The sequence below is a fragment of the Streptomyces sp. NPDC003042 genome (genome assembly GCF_053591315.1).
Window position 1 is genome coordinate 76,695 of sequence record NZ_JBSFTP010000010.1, and the last position, 21,458, is coordinate 98,152.

Genomic DNA, 21,458 nt, shown 5'->3' on the forward strand with positions numbered 1-21,458 from the left:
TATGTGCTGCCGCGTGACGTGCTGCGCGGCCTATGTGCCGGAAGGGCCGTGGGGGCGTCGGGGCCCCGTCGCGAGGTCTCCCAACAGCGCGTCGAGGACGCTCTCCTCCTCGACACGTATGCCCAGTTCAGCGAGGGCCGGAGGCAGCTCCGGGTCCCAGGGGGCTTCGGCCGGCGGACCCGACAGGGGTTGGGGGTGGCGGCCCGTGGTGGCCGCCGCACGGTAGTCCGCTGCCGTGTAGCGCCAGGGGCGCCAGGGGACGCGCCGCAGCAGTGCGGTCGCGATGCGCAGTCCGCCCCAGTCGAAGTCGCCGTGGTACAGCAGGGTCGCTCCCGAGCCGTGCAAGTGGCGCAGGAGCGCGACTGCGGCGGCGGACGGCTGGCCCTGCAGGCAGACGAGCGGCGGACAGTGGGGGCCGAGGGTGTCGGCCGCCGCCGCCAGAACGGTCGGGTTCTCGCAGACACGTACGACCGGCGTGACCGTTGCGGGTGGCCTGTGTGTGAGCTGGCGCAGGGTCAGGACGCAGGGTTCGCCCGTGGCGGCCATCCAGTCCAAGGCCGGGGTGCCGCGCAAGTTCAGGGTGAGGACGGTCGACGACAGGTCGTCGCGCAGCAGACCTGCCGATGCCCAGGCGGCGCGCCTCCACTCGGCTCCGTTGCCGTCGGGGAATCCGGTGAGTGCGCGGATACCGGACAGGGCGAGGGTGGCCAGGGGCGCCCCGTCGTCCAGGGCATGGGCCCCGCCCACCACGCGGGCGGCGAAAGCGGGAAGGGACACCGCCGGGTCGGCCGGGAGTTCCCGCAGTACGGCGACAACCCCGGTGAGCACGGTGTGGGCTGCCCCGGGGGTACCGGTAAGACGGCGCACGAGTCCGTCCGTACTCAGCCGGGCGGCCCAGTCGCTGAGGCAGGGGACGTCGCGACCGAGCTCGTCGAGCGGGGTGTACGCCTCCTTCCACGCCGCTTCCTCCTGGAGCCGGGCCTGGCCGGCGGAGGTGGCGGGGCCCGTCAGCGCGATGCAGGCGGCGGCGAGGCCGCCGGGGCTGATCCCGGAGCGGCGCAGTACGTCGTCCACCGCGTCGAGCCGTACGGTCAGGGACCGGCCGCCGCCCGGGGCCCGGCCCAGCAGGCGTTCGGCCGCCGCGCGCTGGGCCGGGGTGGGTGCGGCCAGCGAGACCGTTCCGGTGAGGGGCTGTTCGTTCACCAGGCGCCGATGTATGCGCTCCATCAGCCAGGCCAGCTCCGCAGTGCCCAGGAGCCGGTGCAGGCGTGTCCGGTCGATCGAGTCGCCGGTCGTGGGGTCCTCGGTCGTGGAGGCGCCGGTCGTGGAGGCGCCGGTCATGGGGCCGCCGGTCATGTCCACTCGGGCTCCCGGGCCGCTGTCCCCTCCGGCTCCTGGACCTGCCCGCGTACCGGGTCGTCACGGCGCGCACGTGTGGTCCCGTCCCACTCCCAGCGGGTGACGAGCACCGCCGCCACCTCGTCGATGCGCGACAACTGTGCGATGGCGATGCCCGGGACCTGCGGGTAGCAGGCCCACTCCCGTTCGCTGGTCATCACCACGTCCAGGTCGAAGGCGTGCAGCAGGCCGAGGCATTTGGCGCGGGAGTCGTCGTCCACGCCCGCGAACGCCTCGTCAAGGGTGACCAGGCGGGGTGCGTACGGGCTGCCGGCGCTCGCGTAGTGCGAGGAGGCGGCGGCGAACAGCGGCACCGACATCGCGAGGACCCGCTCGCCGCCCGAGGCCGGCCCGGTGGCCGGGACCCAGCGGCCGTGCTGGTGGCGTTCGACGCCGAACTCGTGCCAGGAGCGGTAGTCGAGGGCGGCGGTGAGGTGTTCGTGCCAGCTGCCCGCCTCGTCCCCGGTCTGCTGCCGGGCGATCTCGGTCTGCAGGAACCCGCCGACCGCCGCGCGGTCCTCGGCGGTCCAGGCGTCGGCGGACTGGCGCAGGCGTTCGCGGGCCTGCGCCAGTCCGGACGGGGCCTTGCGGGAGGCCCGCCACACCAGGCGCAGTGTCATACCGGTGGAGGTGGGGCGCTCCTCCAGCTCGGCGTTCATGGCCCGCACCTGCCGCTCGGCGATGCCTATCAGCTCTTGGAGGGTGCCCGCGACCTCGGTGATCAGATGGGTTTCGAGGATCTCGCGTTCGTGCACGGACAGGATGCGGGTGAGGTCGCCGACCTCCACGGCGAGCGCCTCCGCGAGCTCGGGTACGGCGCGCTCCCGGCCCTGGTAGACGATGTCGACGACCATGCCGTCCTCGACCATGCGGGCCGAGGCCGTGTGGCCGTGCCGGGACAGGGCGTCCTGGAGGGTCTTCAGCTCCTCGCTCAGGCGCCGCTGGACGCGTTCCCAGGCGGCGTCGGAGTCGTCCGTCGTCGACAGTTCGGATTCGAGGGCGCGGGCGAAGGTGATGGCGGGCGTGGCCGCCCAGGGGCCGTCGTCCGAGGCCGGTACGGGAAGTCCCGGAACCGCGACTGTGATCAGGCCGGTGGTCGTGAATCGCTGGAGGGCGGCGATGGCCTCGGTGCGGGCGGCGACCGCCTCGGTGATGCTTTCCGCCAGTTGCTCGATCCGGCCCTCGGCCTTGCCGGCCGACCTTTCCGCCTCCGTGTGGCGACTGCGGGCGAGCTGCTGGTCCGAGGCGCAGGTGCGCAGGGCGGCGGCGGTCTCGGCGAGGCGGCGCTCCAGTTCGGCGACGGCCGCGCCGACGGTCGAGCGCAGTGTGGTGTGGCGTTCGTCCGCGGCGGCCGCCTCGCGGGAGGCTTCCTCCGCACGCAGGGCGAGTTCGGCGGTCCTCGCCCCGGCCCGCGCGGCTTCCTCTTGTTCCTCATCGGCCTGGCGAGCCGCCTCGGCACGCTCCCGCAGCGCGGGCCACAGGGTGGCCAGTACGACGGCGAGCTCGCTGTGAGCCTCCCGTACGAGGGCCAGCGCGGCCGGGTCGGCGGGCAGGCCCAGGTCGGCGGCCGTCTCGGCGTGTTCGGCGGCGGCCTGCTGAGCCTGCTCGGCCGCGGCGGCGAGATCGGCGGCCCGTTCCTCGCACCGGATACGGGCCCGCCGCGCGGCATCGGCAGCGACCACCGCGCGGGCGTGCGCCTGCGTCAGCGGGGCTTCGTCGGGTACGCGGGCCAGTTCGGCGTCGAGCGTACGGCGGCGGGCCGCCACGGCCTCGGCCTCCCCCTCGACTGATGCCGATTCCTGCTGGAGGAGGGCGAGCTCGGCGTTCAGGGTGGCGATGCGCGTGCGCCGCGCGGCTTCCCGTGCGCCCTCACCGATGTACTCGGCGGCGGCTTTGGCCCACCGGCCGGTGAGTGCGCCGACACGATAGCGCCCGTCCGATGCCACCCATGTGCCGCCGGGCCCTTCGCCGTCCGGCGCGCGGAGTCCGATCGAGGCGAGGATGCGCGCCACGGTCTCCTCGCCCACAGCGGCGGCCTGGGCGTCCTCGTGATCGACGGCAGGCCGGAGCAGGTCGGCAAGTGACGGGCCGGCGACGACCGGTCCGGTGCGCGGGTCGAGCAGTACGTCGTGTCCGTCGGCGGCGAGGGCGGCGCCGTCGGGCCGGACCCAGGCGTCGAGCAGCCCGGATGCCTCCAGGGCGGCTTCCAGCCCGGCGCGCTCACCGTCGGTGAGCTCACCGACAGTGGGCACGCCCGTGAAGTCGACCAGCCGCCACAGCGGTGCGCCCGGCATCCCCTCGCGCACTGCCGGGGTGCGCGTGTAGGGGCTCGGCGGGCCCTGCCGGCCGCCGGCCTCCAGTTCGGCCATCTCGCGTTCCGCCTGGTGGGTACGGGCAGCCAGCGCGGCCCGCCGGTGTGCCGCTTCGGCCGCCTGGTCGGCGAGCACTCCCGATGCGGCACGGTGGGTGCGCGAGGCCTCCCGACGTGCCGGGTAGGGGCCGTCGAGGTGCCGCGTCCATTCCTGGATCTCGTCGAGCAGGCCCACCGGATCGGCGTACGACAGCTCCGCGCAGCCGCGAGCGTGTTCCCGTACGGCATTCAGCAGGCTCTGGCCCGCCTCCGTCACACCCTCCTGCGCCCTGCTCTCCGCCTCGGCGGCATGGGCCAGGTCGGCCTCTGCCTCGTCGAGGCGACGGGAGGCCGCGTGGCGCTCCCCCTCCGCGCGCTCGGCCTGGTCCGCGAGCCGTTCCAGATGGGAGAGGGAGCGGCGGCCACGGTCCACCGACTCCTCCGCGGCCCGCCGGAGTTCGGTATCCGGCAGGCCGGTGTCCTCGGGCAGGCCCAGGCGGGCAGCCGCCGCCGTCTCCCGCGCCTGGCGGAAGGTGTTCTCGGCCTGGTCCCGGGCGGTGCGGAGCCTGTTCTCCGCGGCGCCGAGCCTGCTCAGTGCCCGCGTGTGCAGGAGCGCCGCCTGCTCGCGGTCGGCCAGCGCGCGGTCCTGGGCGTGCGCCGTGCGCTCCACCGCCTTGGCCGCCCGCTCCAGCTCGTGGGCGCTGCGCATCTCGGGACCCTCGCGGAGGGCCTCGTCCTGCGCCCGCAACCGCGTCTCGGTCTCTTCCAGCGCGGCGCTCCACTCCTCGGCCGCGGCCCGCTCCTCCTCGGCCGCGGTCTTGTGAGCCTGCGCGTCGGCGAGGTCGCGCTGGAGGTGCTCGTAGCGGGAGTGCTCGGTGCGCGGGAGGCGGGCGCGGCGGCGGGAGGCGATGCGGGCGTAGCGCCGGTAGTGCTCCAGGAAGGCGGAGGCGGCGCGCTCGGCCACGGAGGCCGCCCGCAGCTCCTCCTTCTCCTCGTCGAGCGAGCGGAAGGCCTCGGCCACATCGGCGATGACGGCCTGGTCCATGGGCGGCAGGGCCTCGGTGAGGGCCCGGGAGAGGGCGGCCTCGTTGGGGCGCTTGGACAGCTGGGGCTGGCGGAGCTGGATCAGCAGGTCCACGAGGGCGCCGTAGCGCTGCTCGCCGAGCCCGAACAGTGCCTCGTCGACGGCCCGCCGGTAGGCCTTGGCCTGGTCGTACACCATGCCCTCCCCGGCGATGGCCTCGGCGAGGCGGTCCCGGGAGAGGGCGGTGCCGGTGGCGTCGAGCAGGCGGAGCGGGTCGGCCGACTGCCCGTTCGGGGTGTGGTCGACGCGCTGGGCGGTCACCGCGTACCAGTGGCGGGCGATGCCTCGTCCGCTGACGGCCTTGAGGCCGCAGAGGAGCGTACGGAAGTGCTCTTCGCCGGTGGCCTCGTCACGCCGGCCGAATTCGACCCAGGTGTAGCCGAGCCGCTCGGAGTGTGGGTGCTCGCCGCCGAGGAGCAGATTCCACTCCATCCGCTTGCCCGGGTCGCCGTCGGGTTCGACGCGGCGGGCGCTGAGGTCGCCGTCGAGGAGGAAGGGCAGGGTCAGGGCCAGCACTTTGGACTTGCCGGTGCCGTTGTTGCCGCGGAGCAGGAGACGGCCGTCACGGAAGTGGAACTCCTCCACGTCGTAGTGGAAGAGGTCGACGAGACCGATACGCAGGGGCTGCCAGCGGGCTCGGGTGGGAGCGGGGAGGACAGGGCCGGCAGTCAACGCTGGTTCGCCTTTCGCTGCGCAGGCACGTGGCCCGTGCGATCAGTACGGGGTTCGAGTACGACGGCCTCGCCGACGGCGTACCGGGCGAGGGCGGGGCGGGGCGCCACCCCGGCAACGTCGCCGCCGGTGCGGGCGACGAGCCCGAGAGCGGCGAGCCGGGTCACGGCCTGCGCGACGAGCTCGCCTTCCGCGCCCGGCTCCCGGGCCGACTTGGCCCAGAACCCGCCGTGTTCGGCGGCGAGTTCGCGCACCCGCCGCTCCAGGTCTTCGGTACTGACGACGCCCCCGCCCCCGCCCGCTGCCGCGAGATGCTCGGCGAGCAGCAGGGTGACGTGGCCGTGGGTGCCCTGTTCGGGCATGCGGACGTCGGTGAGGTCGTCATCGGGATCGACCATCGCGATGCCCTCGGCGCGGACCTCCGCGACCATCCCGGTGAGTTCGGTGATGCGGGCGGTGAGGAAGCCGCGCTGGCGGGTGAGGTAGCCCAGTTCCGCGTCGGTCAGTTCGTCGTAGTAGAGCACCGGGTCGTCGAGGAGGCGACGGGTCAGGGAGCGGCGCATGGCGCGGAACCGCAGTTCGTCGCTGTCGAGGGCGGTCTCGGCGACGAGCTCGGCGAGACGGTCGTCCAGCGCTTCGGAGCGGACCGTGGACGGCCCGCGGCGGGTGGCGAGCAGCCCGGCCAGTACCCGTCGCTCGACGTCGTACAGCACGTCGCCCGCCCCGCTGACGTACGCCTCCTCGTCTCCGGCGACCCGTCGCAGGACGCCGAGGCTCAGCAGCAGCCGTACGACGGCGGCCAGGTCGAGGCGTTCGTCGCGGCGGTCGAGGGTGAAGTGGATTCCCGCGGCCGCCAGGTGGGGGTCGGCGGCGTCGAGGACGACCTGGTCGGCGAGGCGGCCGAGGGCGATCTGCGCCTCGCCGCGTTCGAGGGCGGCGAGGGCGAGGCAGAGCAGGACGTAGCGGCGGCGGGTGAAGGGCGCGGCCGTGCGGCTGGCTTCGCGGGCAGGGTGGGTGGTGTCGGTGAGGACACCGGGGATCTTGCCCAGCCGGGCCGTCCCCGCGCCGACATGGAGGGACCAGCCGGTGTTGCGGTCGAACCACTCGCGCAGTTCGGAGGCGTGGCGGCGGACGAGCCGGAACTCGTCGGCGTGCGCGCCGCGCGCGAGCAGCAACGGCTGCTTCAGCAGGGCGCGGGCCGCCTTGCGCAGATCGGCGGCGTGCTGACCATCCAGCACTTCGGCGAGCGGAGTACTCATGGCCGGTCGCTTCCCTCGGTCAGGTCGATGATCTCGACGGCATGATCAGGGCCGCGGAAGGTGCCACCCGGCGTCCGGATCTCGGCGGTGGACCCGTCGGCCATCGCGACGAGTCGGATCTCCATGGAGCCGTCGTTGCTGGTGGCCACGGTGTGCTTCATGCCCGGCCTCCAGGTGGCGAGCGCGTCGCCGAGGAGCTGGAGGAAGAGCCCGAAGGCGAGCGGATCGAGCTCGCGGAGTCCGGAGAGCCGGGTGATTCCGCCGGTGACGAGCCGGGCCCGCGCGGCCGAGGTCTCGGCGGCCTGCTTGGCCGCCACCTCCGCGAGCTGTCGGCGTGCCTCCTGGCGGTCCTCGACCCTGCGGGGCTTGCCGCGCCGCTCGTAGCTGCCGGTGCGGCGCAGCTGCGGGCTGATGCGCAGCGGCTCGGCATCGGCCCAGGGGGTGGCGGCGGGTACCGGTCGGGCGGCGCGGGCGGCGAGCGTGTCGGCGTCGATGGTGAGGTGGCGGGCCGGATACAGCCCGAAGGCGGTACGCCACAGCCGGTGCCGGGAGTCGTCGTCTGGGGCCTCGGCGAACCAGCGGGCGAGGGTACGGAAGTCGGCGGAGCGGTCGGAGCGGCCGGCCCGTCGTTCGTTCAGCGACCGTACGACGGCCAGCAGCTGGGGAATCGCGCCGAGCGCCCGGCCGCGCAGGAGCCGGGCCTGCGACTCCCGCCCGTCGCGGCTGATGAACCAGGCCGCGAGCCCGGCCCAGCGGCCCGCCCACCCCTCGTACGCCGCCTGCTCGGCGTGCGCCGCCTCCTGCGGGGAGGCGTCCGCGGCCTCGCGGGCGGCGGCGGCCCGTAGCAGGGGCTGAATCCGGCCATCGTCTTCCAGCTCAAGGATCAGCCGGGCGATGCGCCCGCCCAGGGTGATCAGGTCCTGGATGAACCTCTCCAGGTACTGGATGAGCTGGTCCTTGTAGGCGAGGAAGACCTCCTCGTCGACGTCGTGCAGGTCGATGGTGCGCTGCAGGGACCCCATGAAGGCGCGGGCGTTGTCGGCGAGGGCGGCAAAACGGCTGGCCAGCGCGTCGAGGGCGAGGTGCGTCTTGGCCGGGTCGGGCCGTTCCTCGGCCGCGAGGACGATCAAGACCCGCAGCTGGGTGACGATGTCGTGCAGCGCGACCGCCTGCAGCGCCCCGCGCCGCCCGAGCGCCTCGTCGTAGACGGAAAGCGCCTCTTCGGCCGCCTCCCCCGCCCGGGTGAGCTGGTAGATGAACCGCTTGCGGTAGAAGTCCTCGACGGCCGTCACCCGTGCGGTGTCCGGGTCGGCGCGCAGATTCCCCCACTTGACGAGGCTGTCGAGCGCCCCGACCACACCATCGACGTCAGCCGGCCGAACTTCCGCGGGCAGGACGGCATACACATCCTCGGGCCGCAGATGCACCGCGAACCGCTCCTTGGCGGCGAGAAAGGCTCGCATCACCTGCCGGTAGAGGGCGGTGTTCTGCACGGTGAGGTGCGCGAAGGGGCTGTACCGGTCCGCTGGGGATTCCGACCCGGGGGGCGTGGTGACCATCGCCGCCTATTCTCCCCGACCCGTACCCGCCTCGGCCAGGGTCGTCAGTACTTGACCGATTCATACCGATCACGACCATGACCCCCGTGGAATCGCGACCGAGCTGTGCGCACGCACCGACAACGCTCCGAGTCGGCGCCAGGTCGAGGATGCGTTCACCCTCCCCCTCATGGCAGAAACCGACAGTAGCCGGAGGATCCCCGAACCACCGCCGCCACTGCGGTCCGCCACCTCGACTCACGAAGCGTGGTGATCCGCCGATACTCGCCGGCGCTGGCCAGGTTCCGTCCCTCCAGCAGGCAGAGAGCCGCTCCTGATGCAGTGTGCCGAGCCATTTCACCAGCCGTTCAGTGGGTCTTGCCACGCCAGGCTGGGCGCCCGTCATTGCTCGCCGGAACGGTAGGCACGACGAGGGAGCAGTTGTTCGCGCTGGTCAAGCGGCGTGTCCGGGCCGGTCACAGCGTGCTCGTCGGCGTGGAGTCCAGCGAGGAGTTGGTTCGGGCCCGCCAGGCGCGTACGCGCGACCGAGGTGCCAAGCGCAGGAGTTCGGCCCGTACCTGCTGATGAGCTTTCCGCGGGTTTCGGCGCAAACGGGGCCGGCGGTGCGCCTTCACGGCCACAAGTACGCCATCGACCCCATGCTCAGCGCTACCGCCCTCGACTCACCGGTCCCGTCACCGTGCTCACCTCCGACCCGGAAGACCTCTCCGCGTTGTGCGGCGGCCTCATCACCGTCATCAAGATCTGACACAGAGCGCGCACATCCTGCCTGGCCACGAGCAGGTGACCGGCCTGCGACCAAGGTCACGGGCTGGGGCGGGTAGTGGGCGTTTAGCCTGGGGGGATGGACTTTTCGCCCGAATCCGATGGGGCGCCGGCCGGCTGTCCGCTGGTTGGTGTCGTGTCCTCGTACATGCCCCGGCTCTCCGAGTTCTCCTTCGTGCCGGGGCTCGTGGCTGCCGTGGACCAGCATGCGGCGGCGGTCTGTGACGTGCTGATCCCTGGCCAGCGGGGGCCGCAGGGCCGTGCGGTGCGGCGCGAGGATCTGTCGGACTACGTCCTCGGCTTCACCGACTGGCTGTCGGAAGCGGACTGGGTGGAACCGGTCGGATACGACTACGCGACGCTGCGGCTGACGGCGGTCTGCTGGCTGATCCGGGAGCACGATCTGCTGGGGTCGTGACCTCCGCGAGCCGCCGACACCGTCACATCGGGTCGACGGGCTCCGGGCCCGGGCCGCGGCCCAGGTCCTGGTCGCCGCGGCCCTGGTCCATGCGTTCCTGGGGGGCCGGCATGCCGCGCTTCGCGTCCTCGCGGCCCCGCTGGTACGCGGTGATCTGGTCCTTCGCACGGCCCGTCTCCATCTCGGCGGCCGCGAGCCAGCGCTCCGAGCGGCCGCGCATCGGGGTGATCAGGCCGCCGCCGACGCCGACGATCACCACGCCGGCGATCGTCGCGAGGACCGCCGTGAGCACCGGACCGGTGACCGAGGTGGCGATGCCCGCCTGGCTCAGGGCCGCGATCACTCCGAGGGCCACGATGAACGCCCAGGCCGCCGTGGTGACCGTCTTGCCGTACGACATCTGGCCGAGCGCGCCCATGACGATGTCGCGGACCGCGCGGGCGATGGCCATGGCCACCGAGAGGGCGGGGGGCTGCGACATCGGGCCATCACTCCGTTCGGGAGGGGCCGGACGTCCAGGGCCTGGACTTCCGACGTAACTACACCCCTCCTGAACGCGCCTGCGGTCAGCGCCCGGGCTGCGCCGAAGGAGTGGAACGGGCGCGTGTGAGGCGCGGGAGGAAGACGAGGGCCAGGGCCGCTGCCGTGAGGGAGATGAGGCCGCCTGCCGCGAGGGCCCAGCGCGGGCCCCAGTGGTCGGAGAGCGAGCCGGTGACGAGGGCGCCCAAGGGGGTCGTGCCCTGGAAGATCAGGGTGTAGAAGGCCATCACGCGGCCGCGGTACTGGGGGTCCGAGCCGAGTTGGACGCGGTGGTTCGAGGCCTGGGCGAAGTACATCATCGCGAAGCCGGTCAGGCCCAGGAGGAGGCAGGCCACCGGGAGGGTCGGAGCGAGGCCCGTGACGGCTTCCAGGGCTCCGAAAGCCAAGGCCGAGCCCGTGACGACGAGGGCGGTCGGGCGGCCGCGGCGGGCGGTGGTCACGAAGGCCGCCAGCAGGGAGCCGGCCGCCAGGGAGCTGCTCAGCAGGCCGAAGGCGGTGTAGTCGGTGTGGAACTCCGTCTTGGCCAGCAGCGGCAGCGTGAGCTGGAAGTTGAAGCCGACGAGGCCGAGTACGCCGACGAGCGCCAGCGGCAGTATGAGGTCGGGGCGCCGGCCGATGTAGCGCAGTCCGTCCACGACCCGCGCCCGGTGGGGGCGCACGGCCGGGCGGTGAAGTTCCGACGGGCGCATCAGCACGACGCTGACCACGGTGGCGAGGTAGCTGACGCCGTTGATCAGGATCACGGCCGCGACGTCGAGGCGGGCGATGAGGAAGCCCGCGATCGCCGGCCCGATCACGCGTGCGACGTTGAAGTACGCCGCGCTCATCGCGGAGGCGTTCGGCAGGAGTTCGCTGCCCACCATCTCGCTCACGAAGGAGATGCGGGTGGGCGCCTCGACCGAGTTGACCGTGCCGAGGGCGAGCGCGAACAGCCAGATGTGCCACAGCCGCACGTCCCCCATGAGCACCCACAGCCCGAGGGCCAGTGCGAGGACCCCCGACGCGAGGTTGGCGAGCATCAGGATGCGCCGCTTGTCGTAGCGGTCGGCCAGCCGGCCCCCGTACAGGGTCAGCAGCAGGACGGGCGTGAACTGCATCGCCGTGACCACGCCGAGGGCCGTGCCGGAGTTCCCCGACAGCTCAAGGACCAGCCAGTCCTGCGCGATGACCATCATCCAGGTACAGGTGACGGACAGGAGCTGGCCGAGGACGAACAGCCGGAAGTTGCGCACCGACAGGGATTGGAAGGTGCGGCGTCGACCGGTCTTCTCTGTCGTCTTCGCTGTCGTCTTCGGTGGTTTCACGGTTCGGTCGGGTCCCTTTCCACGCCATGGCCCGGGACATCGTCGCTCCGACCGCTCGATTCTCCGTGGGGTCAGGTGGCCGCCGCGAGCCGGGCGGCCACGGGTGCGCGTTCGGGTGGTCCGTACGAGGGGGTGGGGGCGGGTCTGTGGGATTTGGGGGGTGGGGTGCGGGTGGGGGCCTGCGTAGGGTGGTTGGCGAGGCCGCATTGCGCCCTTGACCAGGTGCTTTGCGGAGACGGCGCGCAAGAGGATGGGGCAAAGGGATGCGTGAGCTGGCGGAGACGGCGCGGCAGTGGGTCGCCGAGGGGCGGGCCGGGTTTCTGGCCCGGCCCGTGACGGAGCAGGGGTTCGGGCCGCGGGATCCCGCCGGGGCGGTGCTCGTGGACGCGCTGGGAGAGTGCGTCGGGGCCCTGTACCGCGGGGTCTTCGATGCCGAACTCGTCGCGGAGGCGGGGGCCATGGCCGCCGCCGGGCAGGGCGCGCGGGTGTGCGAGGTGTCCGTGCGGCGGGCGGAGGCCGAGGATGCCCGGTTGACGTGCGGCGGGCAGGCCGAGGTGCTGCTCCAGCCGCTGGCGGCCATCCCGGCCGAGTGGTGGGAGCTGCTCGCGACCGGGGCCGGGGTGGCGTTGGTGACCCGGCTGAACGAGAGCGCCGACAGCGCGGTGAGTCAGGTCGTACGGGGTGACGGTACGCCCGTCGACGATGCCGGGCGGCGGGCCGGTGAGCTGCTGGAGACGCGGCGGCCCGGGCGGGACGCGCTGTACGGGGGATCCGGGGTGGTGCTGGTGGAGGCGTACCCGTCGGCGCCCCACGTGGTGATCGGCGGGACCGGCGAGCTCGCGGAGGTCGTCGGGCGGCAGGCCGCGCTGCTGGGATGGGAGTCGGTCACCGTGGACACCGCGGCCGACGCCCGCAAGGTGCTCACCGATCACCGGGACGCCGCCTGCCTGGTGCTGCTCAGCCACGAGCCGGACTTCGACGTGCCCACGCTGCGCACGGCGCTCGCGCTCGGGATCCCGTACGTGGGGGCGCTCGGGTCACGGCGGACCACGGCGCGGCGCCGCGAGGGGCTGGTCGCGGCCGGGGTTCCGGAGGCGGAACTGGGCCGGGTGCACGGGCCGATCGGCCTCGATCTCGGCGCCAAGACCCCGGCGGAGACGGCGCTGGCCATCTGCGCCGAGATCCTGGGGGTCCTCGGGGGGCGGGACGCGCACGGGCTGCGGGACTCGGACGGCCCGCTGAGGTGACATGAGCGGCTCCGCGCGGGGCAGGAGGAGGATTCTGGCGCCGGGCAGGTGAAAAGCGCAAAAATACGGGAAAATAGTACGTATGAACACGATCCTGACCGACATCGTGTGGTTCCTGCTCGTCGGGCTGATTGTCGTCGGCTTCCTCCTCGGCGCCTTCCGGCTGGGCCAGAAGGTCCGGGCCAAGGAACCACCGCCGCCCACCCCGGAGAGCCAGCCCCACCTGCCGGACGGCGGTCCGGTGTACGAGCTGCGCGAGGAACGGGATCCGGTGGAGATCCCCGAGGGCGGCCTGCGCCCGCACGAGATGCAGGGCTACGGGAACTTCGGCTCCACCACCTCCAGCCATCCGGACGAGGTCCGCGAGCGGCGGGAATCGGGGCACAAGCCCGTGGAGGGCGGCCCCGTGGCACACCCCCAGCCCGGGGCGCCGCCGGAGACGGGCCGCGGGGCGCACGAATGACCGCGCACCGCCCTCGGAAGCCCGCCTGACGCGAAAAGCCGCTGACCCGCGCCGAGGCGCGGGTCAGACGTCCGTCCGCAGGCGGAGTACCTCCGGCGGTGGGTGGCGCGTCGAGGTGGCGCGGACCTCCGCCGCCAGCGGGGGGTCCAGCGGGTGGAAGGGCATCTCCCCGACCCCGACCGCCGTGACGGTGGCCAGGCGGGCGGGGGCGGTCCGGCCGCGGGCGGCCACGGTCGCCGCCAGTTGCGTACGTACGGCGGCCGACAGCGGGCTCGACACCAGCGGCGCCTCCTCGTCCTCCCCCGGCAGGACCAGTACGAGCGCCAGCGGGCGGCGCGGGGTGCCGGTGTAGCCGACCACCGCCGCGTCCCGGACGTTGGTGTGGCGCAGCTTGCGCCAGCCGCGCCGGCCGGCCGGGTAGGGCTGGTCCAGTCGTTTGACGACCAGGCCCTCGATGCCGCTGGCGGGCAGCGTCTCGTACCAGGTCTCGGCCAGTTCCCGGTCGGTGGTCATGGGCACGGGCTGGAGGGGCGGGCCGAGCGGCAGCAGCAAGTCCACCAGGAGCGCCCGGCGCCTTTCGTACGGGCGCTCGCGCACGTCGAGCCCGGCCAGTTCCAGCACGTCGAAGGCCGCGTACGAGGCCGGCAGGCTCTGCGCGAGGACCGCGGCCCGGGCCGGGGTGGCCGCCGCCCGGCGCTGGACCAGCGCGAAGTCGGTGCGCCCGGCGTGCCAGACGACGACCTCCCCGTCCAGGACGGTCTCGGCGGGCAACTGCTGGGCCGCCGCCGCGAGATCGGGGAACGCGCTGGTCACGATGCGGCCGGAGCGCGCCTGGAGCACCACGTCGGCCTCCGTGCGCAGGACGACGAGGCGGTGGCCGTCGAACTTCGGTTCGTACGCCAGGCCCGCCTCGTGCGGCAGGCTCCGTACGGTCGCGGCGAGCGCGACCCGCACCGGAAACCCGAGCGCGCCGCTCACGGCAGCCTCCCGGCCCGGTCGGGCTGGGTCAGCGGGGCGAGGAGGTCGCCGTCGCGGGCCAGCCGGGGCGGGATGTCGTCGGCGAGGAACACCAGGTCGGAGGCGGTCCGGCAGGCGTCGACCTCGCCCCAGGAGACGGGCGCGGACACGGTCGGCAGGGCTCGGGCGCGCAGGGTGTAGGGCGCGGCGGTGGTCTTGGCGGCGGCGTTCTGGCTGTGGTCGACGAAGACCTTGCCGGGGCGCAGCGCCTTGGCCATCCGGTGGACCACGAGGTCGGGGAGCGCGCGCTCGGCCTCCTGGGCGAGGGTCTTCGCGTACGCCGACACGCGCTCGGACGGGGTCGGCTCCAGCGGGACGGCCAGGTGCATGCCCTTGGAGCCGGAGGTCTTGGCGTAGGCGTGCAGGCCGTCGGCGGAGAGGCGCTCGCGCAGCCAGAGGGCGGCGGCGCAGCACTCGACGACGGTGGCGGGCTCGCCGGGGTCGAGGTCGAAGACGATCCGGTCGGCGACGGCGGGGTTCTCGGCGGTCCACTGGGGGGTGTGGAACTCCACGACGAGGTTGGCGGCCCACATGAGGGTGGGCATGTCGGCGACGATCACCTGTTCGGCCCGCTCGTCCTCGGTGCGGGGCACGCGGGCGGTCTTCACCCAGTCGGGCGTACCGGGCGGCGGGTTCTTGGTGAAGAACAGCTGGCCGTCCGGGCCGTCCGGGTAGCGCAGGAAGGAGACGGGCCGGTTGTGGATGTGTGCGAGGAGGGAGCCCGAGACGGTGGCGTAGTAGTGCAGCACCTCGCCCTTGGTGAAGCCCGTCCGCGGATACAGGACCTTGTCCAGGTTGGTGAGCGCGATGCGACGCCCCTCCACCATCGTGATCGGCGTCATACGATGAGACTGCCACGAAACAGGAGGAACCGTGCGATCCATTTGGAACGGGGCCATCTCCTTCGGCTTGGTCAGCATCCCGATCAAGTTGGTGAACGCCACCGAGAGCCACTCGATCTCCTTCCGTCAGATCCATGTGAGCGACGGCGGCCGCGTCCGCTACCGCAAGGTGTGCGAGCTGGACGGCGAGGAGGTGCCGGCCTCCGAGATCGGCAAGGGCTATGAGGAGGCGGACGGGTCGATCATCCCGATCACGGATCAGGATCTGGCCTCCTTGCCGCTGCCCACGGCCAGGACGATCGAGATCGTGTCGTTCGTACCGGCCGACGAGATCGATCCGCTGCAGATGGACGCGGCGTACTACCTCGCGGCGAACGGGGCCACGGCCGCCAAGCCGTACACGCTGCTGCGGGAGGCGCTCAAGCGCAGCCGGAGGGTCGCGATCGCCAAGTACGCGCTGCGCGGGCGGGAGCGGCTGGGCATGCTGCGGGTCGTCGACGACGTCATCGCGATGCACGGGCTGCTCTGGCCGGACGAGATCCGCAGGCCCGAAGGGGTGGCGCCGGAGGTGTCCGTATCCGTACGGGAAGCCGAACTCGACCTGGCCGACGCGCTGATGGCGACGCTGGGCGAGGTGGAGATGGAGTCACTGCACGACGACTACCGCGAGGCCGTGGAGGCGATGATCGCGGCCAAGGCGGGCGGGGCGTACGAGCCGACGGAGCCGGCGGCGGAGCCCTCCGGGCAGGTGATCGACCTGATGGCGGCGCTGGAGAAGAGCGTACGGGCGGCCAAGGCCTCGCGCGGCGAGGAGGACGGGGGCGCCGGGGCGCCGGAGGCGGAGGTGACGCCGATCCGGCGGGCCGCGAAGAAGACGGCCGCCGCCGCTTCCGCCGCCGCGCCGAAGGCCGTGGGCGGGAAGAAGTCGACGGCGTCGGGCGCGAGCGCGGCGTCGGCCAAGAAGGCGGCTTCGGGTACGAAGAAGAAGACGACGGCGGAGTCGGCATCCGCCAAGGCGGGCGCCAAGGCCGGTGCCGCCAAGGCCGGTGCCACCAAGTCCACTTCGGCCGCCGCGAAGAAGACGGCGGCCGGTGCGGCGAAGAAGGCCACGCCGCGCAAGCGCAGCTCGGCCTGACCCTGACCGGTGTCACGCGTCACGGGAACCAGGTCGGGTGGGCGCGGGCGAGGCCGAACAGGGCCTCCACGTCCGGGGGTTTGAGGGTGGCGGGGGCCGTGGTGAGCGCGGCGGCGGCCGTCGGGGGCTGCAGGACGCGGATGTCGCGGACGGTCGCGGCCACCTCGACGCGGGAGGCGTCGGCCAGGGCCAGGACCGGGACGACCGGGGCGCTCAGGGCGCGGCCCGCGCAGAGCGCCGCGCGGCGGATCCAGCGGGGGTCCGGGCGGGGCTCGGCCCGGCCGACCGTGAGCAGCAGGTCGCCGACCCGGGCACGCTGACGGCGGCCCGCGACCGTACGGATGCAGAAGATGCCCGGCGGCCCGATGAGCAGGTGGTCCAACAGGCCGAGCCCCGGGAGGCGGATGGAGTGCAGGACCCGCCACTGCGCCGGCTCCAGCGCGTCCAGCTCCGCGCCCATCCGCTGCTGCGCCTGGAGGGCCTGGCGCAGCCGGTGGCGGGCCCGGGTGCCGGGTGAGCCGTGGTCCAGTTCGCCCAGCAGGGCCTCTCCCGGGCGGTTCGGGGCCAGGTCGTCGTCCGGCGGGAGGGCGAGGCGGCGCAGCTCCGCCGGGGTGGGGACCGGGGGCGGGCCGATGGTCCAGTCCCCGGTCAGGTACGGGCGCAATGCCGCCAGCACCGCGCCCCGCCGGTCGTCCGCCAGCACGCTGATCCGGTTGGTCAGGCGGTCGTACCAGGCCACCGCCCGGCCGTCGGGCCCGCTGACGTACAGCCGGCCGCGGCCCGCCCGGCCGCTCGGCGTCACCGAGAGTTCCCGCATCGGCCTCACCCCCGCCGTCCATGGGAGCAGGCGGGGCGCTGCCCGGCAATCCCCCGGCCGACGGGTGATGGCTGCGGATGTGCCGCGGTGCCGCGGTGCCGCGGTGCCGCGGTACGGCGTATGCGCTGCGGATGTAACGACTCCGCCGGGTCCCTGCCGCCTCGCTGTTACAAGAACACCGCTGTACCGCAACGGCCGGGGCCTACGTTGATGCCCACCTGGACCCGCCAGGGCCCGACCAGCAGCATCGAAGGACTCCCGTGAGCACCGTCAGCCGCCGCGTCCCCGTTCGCGCCGCCGTCGTGACCGCATGCGCCGCCGGCCTGCTGGCGCTCCCCGCCTCCGCCGCGCTCGCCGACGCGGTACCGGCCGCCTCGGCCGCCTCGGCCGCGCAGCGGACCCTGGTCAGGAACGTCTCCCTGGCGGACGGCCGGTCGACCGCGAAGGTGTACCGCCTCGCGGGGGACGCGTACCAGGCCGACATCCTGCGCGCCGGTTCCACGGTCGCCACCCTGACCAGCCGCGACGGCGCCACCGGCTTCGGCGGCGCCGGCGAGCTGCACGCCGCGCTGCGGCCCGACGGCCGCCTCTCCTCCTGGGTCGGCGACACCCGCCCGGACGAGGCCGGCCGCGCGGTGGACGGTGACGGGCGCAAGACCGGTACGCGCAGCGGGCGCGTCGTGGCCGCCTCGGTGCCGCGTACGGCCTCCGGTTCCGGCACCGTTGTGGAGGGGAACGACGACGCCGCCGGGACCGCCGAGGCGCTACGGCTGAACACGCTCGCCGACGGCCCCGGCGACGGCATGCTGCTGCTCGCGGCGGGCGGCGGGATCGCGGCCGTCGGCGCCGCCGGGCTGGGCTTCGCCATGCTGCGGCGCGGGCGCACCGACGGCTGACCGGCTGACCGGCTGACGGCTGGGTCCGCGGTGCCCCTCGACCTCGACCGCGAACGCTTCGCGGCCGAGGAGCGGGAGCGGGTGGCGGAGGGGGGCCGGGAGTCCGAGGGCCCCCGTCAGGGCTGGGGCTTGGTCCAGGGCCAGCGGAGCTTCGGCTTCTGGCCCGACGGGGAGAAGGTGTACTTCCAGCCCTTCTGGAGCCCCAGCCGCTTCGAGTAGCCCGACGGGACGCGCTCGTAGAGCAGGACCGTCGGTGGGCCGCCGTCCGGGGACGGGACCGGGATCTCGTACCACTTCGGGGGGTGGCCGGTCGGGCCGAGGAGGATCGGGAGGACCCGGCCGTCCATCGGGCCGCCCTCGAAGGGGGTGGGTTGGCTTCTCACCCCACCAGTGTCACAGCAGGTGGCCGGCCTCGGAGACCACGGGAATCACACGGCGGGCCGTCCGCCGATCGCGGGGCGAGTGCGGCACGCGCGGCGGCGGCCGTCCCCGGGTCCGTGGCCGCGAAGGCCGGGTAGCGGGCCGGCACAGCCCTTACGGAGGGATGCTCCAGAAATCGCCCGGCCAGGGCCTACGCCAGGAGTCCGGAGCTCTTCCACAGGGTGCGGCCCACTCCGCGCAGGACGCCGATGTCGTCGAGGAAGTCGGTGAGCCGCTTGGCGCCGGTCTGCATCACCTCGCGCCGGTGGCCGCTGGCCTTGACCTGGGCGACGGCTTCGCGGCGGTCGAGGCCGACGTTGTCGTAGACGGTCGGGTTCACGAAGGCCAGGGAGAAGACGCGGGCCGCCTCGCCGCAGCTGATGCGGGTGAGTTCCTGTTCCCAGCGGGGGGCCGTCACCATCTGGCGGCGCAGTTCCTCGCGGGCGTACCGGACGTGCCGGGCCTCCTCGATCACGTGGATCCGGGTCACGCCGCGCACCAGGGGCTGGACGCGCTCGTCCGGGAAGGTGAGGCGCTGCATCCAGTCGAGTACTTCCTCGCCGAGGAGGGTGCAGGCGAAGGAGCCGGGGGTGGTGGAGACCGTCTTGAGGATGCGGGCGAGGTTGTGGTTGACCCGGGAGACGGGGTATTCGGGGCTGCCGTTCTTCTGGATCATGCGGGCGAACATCATCGAGTGCCGGCATTCGTCGGCGATCTCGGTGAGGGCGTAGCGGACGTGATTGCTGGTCAGCGACTTGTCGTAGATGTGCCGGACGAGCAGCTGCATGAGGATGATCTCGAACCAGATGCCGAGGGAGCCGAGCGCCGCCGCCTCGTGGCGGGAGAGTTCGATGCGCTGCTCCTCCCCCATCTTCTTCCACAGCGGGGTGTCGTAGAGGGAGAGCAGTTCGGGAGGCCAGAAGTACTTGCCCTCGACCGCCGGGGCGTCCCAGTCGAGTTCCTTGTCGGGGTCGAAGGAGTGCTTGGCGGAGGATTCGAGGAGCCGCTCGGCGATCTGCTCGCGGTCCTTCAGCAGGCCGAGGGCGTCGCTCAGGGGCGCTCGCTGCGTCACAGTCGTCATGGCTTCGGGCACCTCGTGGTCGGGTTACCGGCGGTCACCCCTTATAAGACTACCTGTCAGTAAGGCCGTCAATCCCTCGCGCACGACTTGTTGACCCTACGTCTACCAGCGTGTGACGCTGCCAAGTGTCCAGTCCTGTACGGCAGTACATGAGGCGAGGAGGCGTCGGTGTCGACGCACGAGCTCTACACCAAGGAACCGGGCGAGGACGTCTGGCAGATCCCCGCCTCCGGCTCGGCGAGGCTCAGCTGGGAGTACGACGGCGGCCGCGAACGGCTCCTCGCGCTCTACCAGAAGGGCAAGGACAAGCAATGGGACGGCGCCAAGCGCATCGACTGGGACACCGAGGTGGACCCGTACGATCCGCTCGGCACCCCGGACGAGGCGCTCACCCTGTACGGGACGCGGCACTGGGCCAAGCTCACCGACCAGGACAAGGGCGAGCTGCGCCGGCACTACGCGGCCTGGAACTTCAGCCAGTTCCTGCACGGCGAGCAGGGCGCGATGGTGTGCGCGGCGCGGATCGTGGAGTCGGTGCCGGACCTCGACGCGAAGTTCTACTCCGCCACCCAGACCATGGACGAGGCCCGGCACGCCGAGATCTTCGGACGCTTCCTCCACGAGAAGGTCGGGATGCTCTACCCGGTCAACGACAGCCTCCAGGGGCTGCTCGGCGACACCCTGCGCGACTCCCGCTGGGACATGCCGTACCTGGGCATGCAGGTGCTGATCGAGGGGCTGGCGCTGGCCGCCTTCGGGATGATCCGCGACACGACCGACAAGCCGCTGCCGAAGCAGGTCCTGGCGTACGTGATGCAGGACGAGGCCCGTCACGTGGCCTTCGGGAGGATGGCGCTGCGCGACTACTACAAGCAGCTGACGGACGCCGAGCTGCGCGAGCGCGAGGAGTTCGTGATCGAGGGCTGCTACCTGATGCGGGACCGGCTGCGCGGGGTGGAGGTGCTGGAGAACTTCGGGATCCCGAAGCGGGAGGCGGAGGCGTTCAGCGAGCAGTCCGAGTTCCTGCACTTGTTCCGCAAGCTCCTCTTCAGCCGGATCGTGCCGTGCGTCAAGGACATCGGCCTGTGGGGCGAACGGCTCCAGAAGGCGTACCTGGACATGGGCGTCTTCGACATGGGCGACTCCAACCTGGACCTGCTGATGAGCCAGGACGAGGAGATCGCCGAGGCCCTCGACCGCGCACGCTTCGCCGCCGAGGAACGGGAGCGGGTGGCGGAGGTCCAGGCCACGATCCAGGAGGGCGCCGGGCCGTGAGGCGGGAGGGACGGGGGCCCGCACGCGGGCCGGCGGTCGGGGTCGTTCCCTGACGGGAGGTCAGGGGTGCGCCAGGGCAGGGTAAGGGGTCACCCGATGGTCGGCGGGGTGGGTGGGGCGGCAGGCTGAGCGGCATGAAGACAACCACCGAGAAGCTCCCCTCCGCCGTACGCCGCCGGGCGGCGCGGTTCGCCGTCGCCGCCGCTCTCACCGCCACCGTCGCCGGTGCGGCAGCCGTGCCCGCGGTCGCTGCCGGGGCGCCTCCCGTCCCCTCGTACGACTTCAGCGACTGCCCGGAGATCCCGGCCGGTGTCGACGCGACCCGATGGAAATGCGAAGTCCTCACCGCCACCGGATCATTGACCCTCGGCAGTCGGCACATCCCCGAACTCGCGCCGATGACCATCACCCACGCCGAGGGCCCGATGCCCGACGGAAGCAAGGGGCAGGTCTGGGGCGCGCTGCGCAGCGAGTCGACGGCCGTTCCCGGCGGCCTCCTCGGCAACGCCGCCGGGGACGGCCGGAATCCGCTGCTCTCCCTGTCCTTGCGGCCGGAGTACGGCGGCCGGTCCGACTTCTACTCCGTGGGCAGCAGCCTGGGCCTGTTCACCATGCGTTATCACCTCGTCAGCCCCTTGCTGCCGCAGGGCTGCGTGATCGGCGGCGACGCCCCCCTGGAGATCCGCCTGCAGCGCGTGGGCAGCTCCCAGTGGGTCTCGAAGAACCCGCCGGTCATCAGATTCGACGCGAAGGACGATCTCTTCACCGCCCCGGCAGCCGACGGATGCGGCCCGCTGCGGCGTCTCGTCAACGACCGGCTCGGCCTCCCGGCGACGTCGGGGAACGCGATGACCCTGTCCGCGACCTACACCTTCAAGACGTACGACCAGCTGCCGCCGCGCTGAGGCGTAGCACC

17 protein-coding genes and 2 pseudogenes are annotated in these 21,458 nt (G+C 73.0%); 8 read left to right on the forward strand and 11 right to left on the reverse strand.

Translation table 11 applies throughout. The features are described 5' to 3' along the window. Positions 1 to 30: 30 nt before the first annotated feature. Genes ACWDYJ_RS08430 through ACWDYJ_RS08445 form a run of 4 tightly spaced genes read right to left on the reverse strand, consistent with a single transcriptional unit; the run spans position 31 to position 8,322 of the window. Entirely contained in the window at positions 31 to 1,356 is a 1,326-nt protein-coding gene (locus tag ACWDYJ_RS08430; protein WP_451564714.1) for a TIGR02679 family protein, read from the reverse strand. Further along, positions 1,353 to 5,504 carry a TIGR02680 family protein gene (locus ACWDYJ_RS08435; protein ID WP_451564715.1) on the reverse strand — a complete coding sequence of 1,384 codons (4,152 nt, stop codon included), beginning with the start codon at positions 5,502 to 5,504 and terminating at the stop codon, positions 1,353 to 1,355. The genes ACWDYJ_RS08430 and ACWDYJ_RS08435 overlap by 4 nt, the downstream gene beginning before the upstream one ends. Beyond that, positions 5,501 to 6,763, reverse strand: a complete 1,263-nt coding sequence (locus ACWDYJ_RS08440; protein WP_451564716.1) for a TIGR02678 family protein — start codon at positions 6,761 to 6,763, stop codon at positions 5,501 to 5,503. Before ACWDYJ_RS08440 ends, ACWDYJ_RS08435 begins: the two co-directional genes overlap by 4 nt. Next, complete coding sequence (locus ACWDYJ_RS08445; RefSeq protein ID WP_451564717.1) at positions 6,760 to 8,322, reverse strand: TIGR02677 family protein; 1,563 nt, start codon at positions 8,320 to 8,322, stop codon at positions 6,760 to 6,762. The genes ACWDYJ_RS08440 and ACWDYJ_RS08445 overlap by 4 nt, the downstream gene beginning before the upstream one ends. A 608-nt stretch (positions 8,323 to 8,930) precedes the next feature. Between ACWDYJ_RS08445 and ACWDYJ_RS08450 the strand changes: the two are divergent. After that, positions 8,931 to 9,070 (forward strand): annotated as a pseudogene (locus ACWDYJ_RS08450) (DNA-binding protein); the annotation flags it as partial. A gap of 96 nt (positions 9,071 to 9,166) precedes the next feature. After that, entirely contained in the window at positions 9,167 to 9,505 is a 339-nt protein-coding gene (locus ACWDYJ_RS08455) for a DUF6401 family natural product biosynthesis protein (protein WP_451564718.1), read from the forward strand. Positions 9,506 to 9,527: 22 nt separating this feature from the next. On the opposite strand, the pseudogene ACWDYJ_RS08460 reads toward ACWDYJ_RS08455, so the two are convergent. Both ACWDYJ_RS08460 and ACWDYJ_RS08465 read right to left on the reverse strand, forming a co-directional pair. Beyond that, positions 9,528 to 9,962 (reverse strand): annotated as a pseudogene (locus tag ACWDYJ_RS08460) (mechanosensitive ion channel family protein); the annotation flags it as partial. A 109-nt stretch (positions 9,963 to 10,071) separates the two neighbouring features. Beyond that, positions 10,072 to 11,349 carry an MFS transporter gene (locus ACWDYJ_RS08465; protein WP_451564719.1) on the reverse strand — a complete coding sequence of 426 codons (1,278 nt, stop codon included), beginning with the start codon at positions 11,347 to 11,349 and terminating at the stop codon, positions 10,072 to 10,074. A gap of 263 nt (positions 11,350 to 11,612) precedes the next feature. On the opposite strand from ACWDYJ_RS08465, the gene ACWDYJ_RS08470 reads away from it, so the two are divergent. Then, positions 11,613 to 12,596: an XdhC family protein gene (locus ACWDYJ_RS08470; protein ID WP_451564720.1), complete on the forward strand. Its 984-nt coding sequence runs from the start codon at positions 11,613 to 11,615 to the stop codon at positions 12,594 to 12,596. A gap of 82 nt (positions 12,597 to 12,678) precedes the next feature. After that, positions 12,679 to 13,059: a DUF6479 family protein gene (locus tag ACWDYJ_RS08475; protein ID WP_451564721.1), complete on the forward strand. Its 381-nt coding sequence runs from the start codon at positions 12,679 to 12,681 to the stop codon at positions 13,057 to 13,059. A gap of 63 nt (positions 13,060 to 13,122) precedes the next feature. Here the strand turns inward: ACWDYJ_RS08475 and ACWDYJ_RS08480 are convergent, their stop codons facing one another. Continuing rightward, a complete protein-coding gene (locus tag ACWDYJ_RS08480) occupies positions 13,123 to 14,037 on the reverse strand; it encodes an ATP-dependent DNA ligase (protein WP_451564722.1) in 915 nt (304 codons plus the stop codon). Continuing rightward, positions 14,034 to 14,918, reverse strand: coding sequence for a non-homologous end-joining DNA ligase (gene ligD / locus ACWDYJ_RS08485; RefSeq protein WP_451564723.1), 885 nt, complete (start codon positions 14,916 to 14,918; stop codon positions 14,034 to 14,036). The genes ACWDYJ_RS08480 and ligD overlap by 4 nt, the downstream gene beginning before the upstream one ends. A gap of 31 nt (positions 14,919 to 14,949) precedes the next feature. Here ligD and ku point away from each other — a divergent pair, with 31 nt between their 5' ends. Beyond that, positions 14,950 to 16,053: a non-homologous end joining protein Ku gene (ku, locus tag ACWDYJ_RS08490; protein ID WP_451564724.1), complete on the forward strand. Its 1,104-nt coding sequence runs from the start codon at positions 14,950 to 14,952 to the stop codon at positions 16,051 to 16,053. 19 nt (positions 16,054 to 16,072) lie between these two features. Here the strand turns inward: ku and ACWDYJ_RS08495 are convergent, their stop codons facing one another. Further along, positions 16,073 to 16,870, reverse strand: a complete 798-nt coding sequence (locus ACWDYJ_RS08495; RefSeq protein WP_451564725.1) for a nuclease-related domain-containing protein — start codon at positions 16,868 to 16,870, stop codon at positions 16,073 to 16,075. Positions 16,871 to 17,130: 260 nt separating this feature from the next. On the opposite strand from ACWDYJ_RS08495, the gene ACWDYJ_RS08500 reads away from it, so the two are divergent. Next, positions 17,131 to 17,766: a hypothetical protein gene (locus ACWDYJ_RS08500; RefSeq protein ID WP_451564726.1), complete on the forward strand. Its 636-nt coding sequence runs from the start codon at positions 17,131 to 17,133 to the stop codon at positions 17,764 to 17,766. 116 nt (positions 17,767 to 17,882) lie between these two features. On the opposite strand, the gene ACWDYJ_RS08505 is transcribed toward ACWDYJ_RS08500, so the two are convergent. Together ACWDYJ_RS08505 and ACWDYJ_RS08510 are read right to left on the reverse strand one after the other, a co-directional pair. Next, positions 17,883 to 18,149 carry a hypothetical protein gene (locus ACWDYJ_RS08505; RefSeq protein ID WP_451564727.1) on the reverse strand — a complete coding sequence of 89 codons (267 nt, stop codon included), beginning with the start codon at positions 18,147 to 18,149 and terminating at the stop codon, positions 17,883 to 17,885. A 188-nt stretch (positions 18,150 to 18,337) separates the two neighbouring features. Then, positions 18,338 to 19,267 carry an AurF N-oxygenase family protein gene (locus tag ACWDYJ_RS08510; RefSeq protein ID WP_451564728.1) on the reverse strand — a complete coding sequence of 310 codons (930 nt, stop codon included), beginning with the start codon at positions 19,265 to 19,267 and terminating at the stop codon, positions 18,338 to 18,340. Positions 19,268 to 19,435: 168 nt separating this feature from the next. On the opposite strand from ACWDYJ_RS08510, the gene ACWDYJ_RS08515 reads away from it, so the two are divergent. After that, positions 19,436 to 20,542: a ferritin-like domain-containing protein gene (locus ACWDYJ_RS08515; protein WP_451564729.1), complete on the forward strand. Its 1,107-nt coding sequence runs from the start codon at positions 19,436 to 19,438 to the stop codon at positions 20,540 to 20,542. A gap of 134 nt (positions 20,543 to 20,676) precedes the next feature. Next, positions 20,677 to 21,447 carry a hypothetical protein gene (locus tag ACWDYJ_RS08520; protein ID WP_451564730.1) on the forward strand — a complete coding sequence of 257 codons (771 nt, stop codon included), beginning with the start codon at positions 20,677 to 20,679 and terminating at the stop codon, positions 21,445 to 21,447. Positions 21,448 to 21,458: the final 11 nt, after the last annotated feature.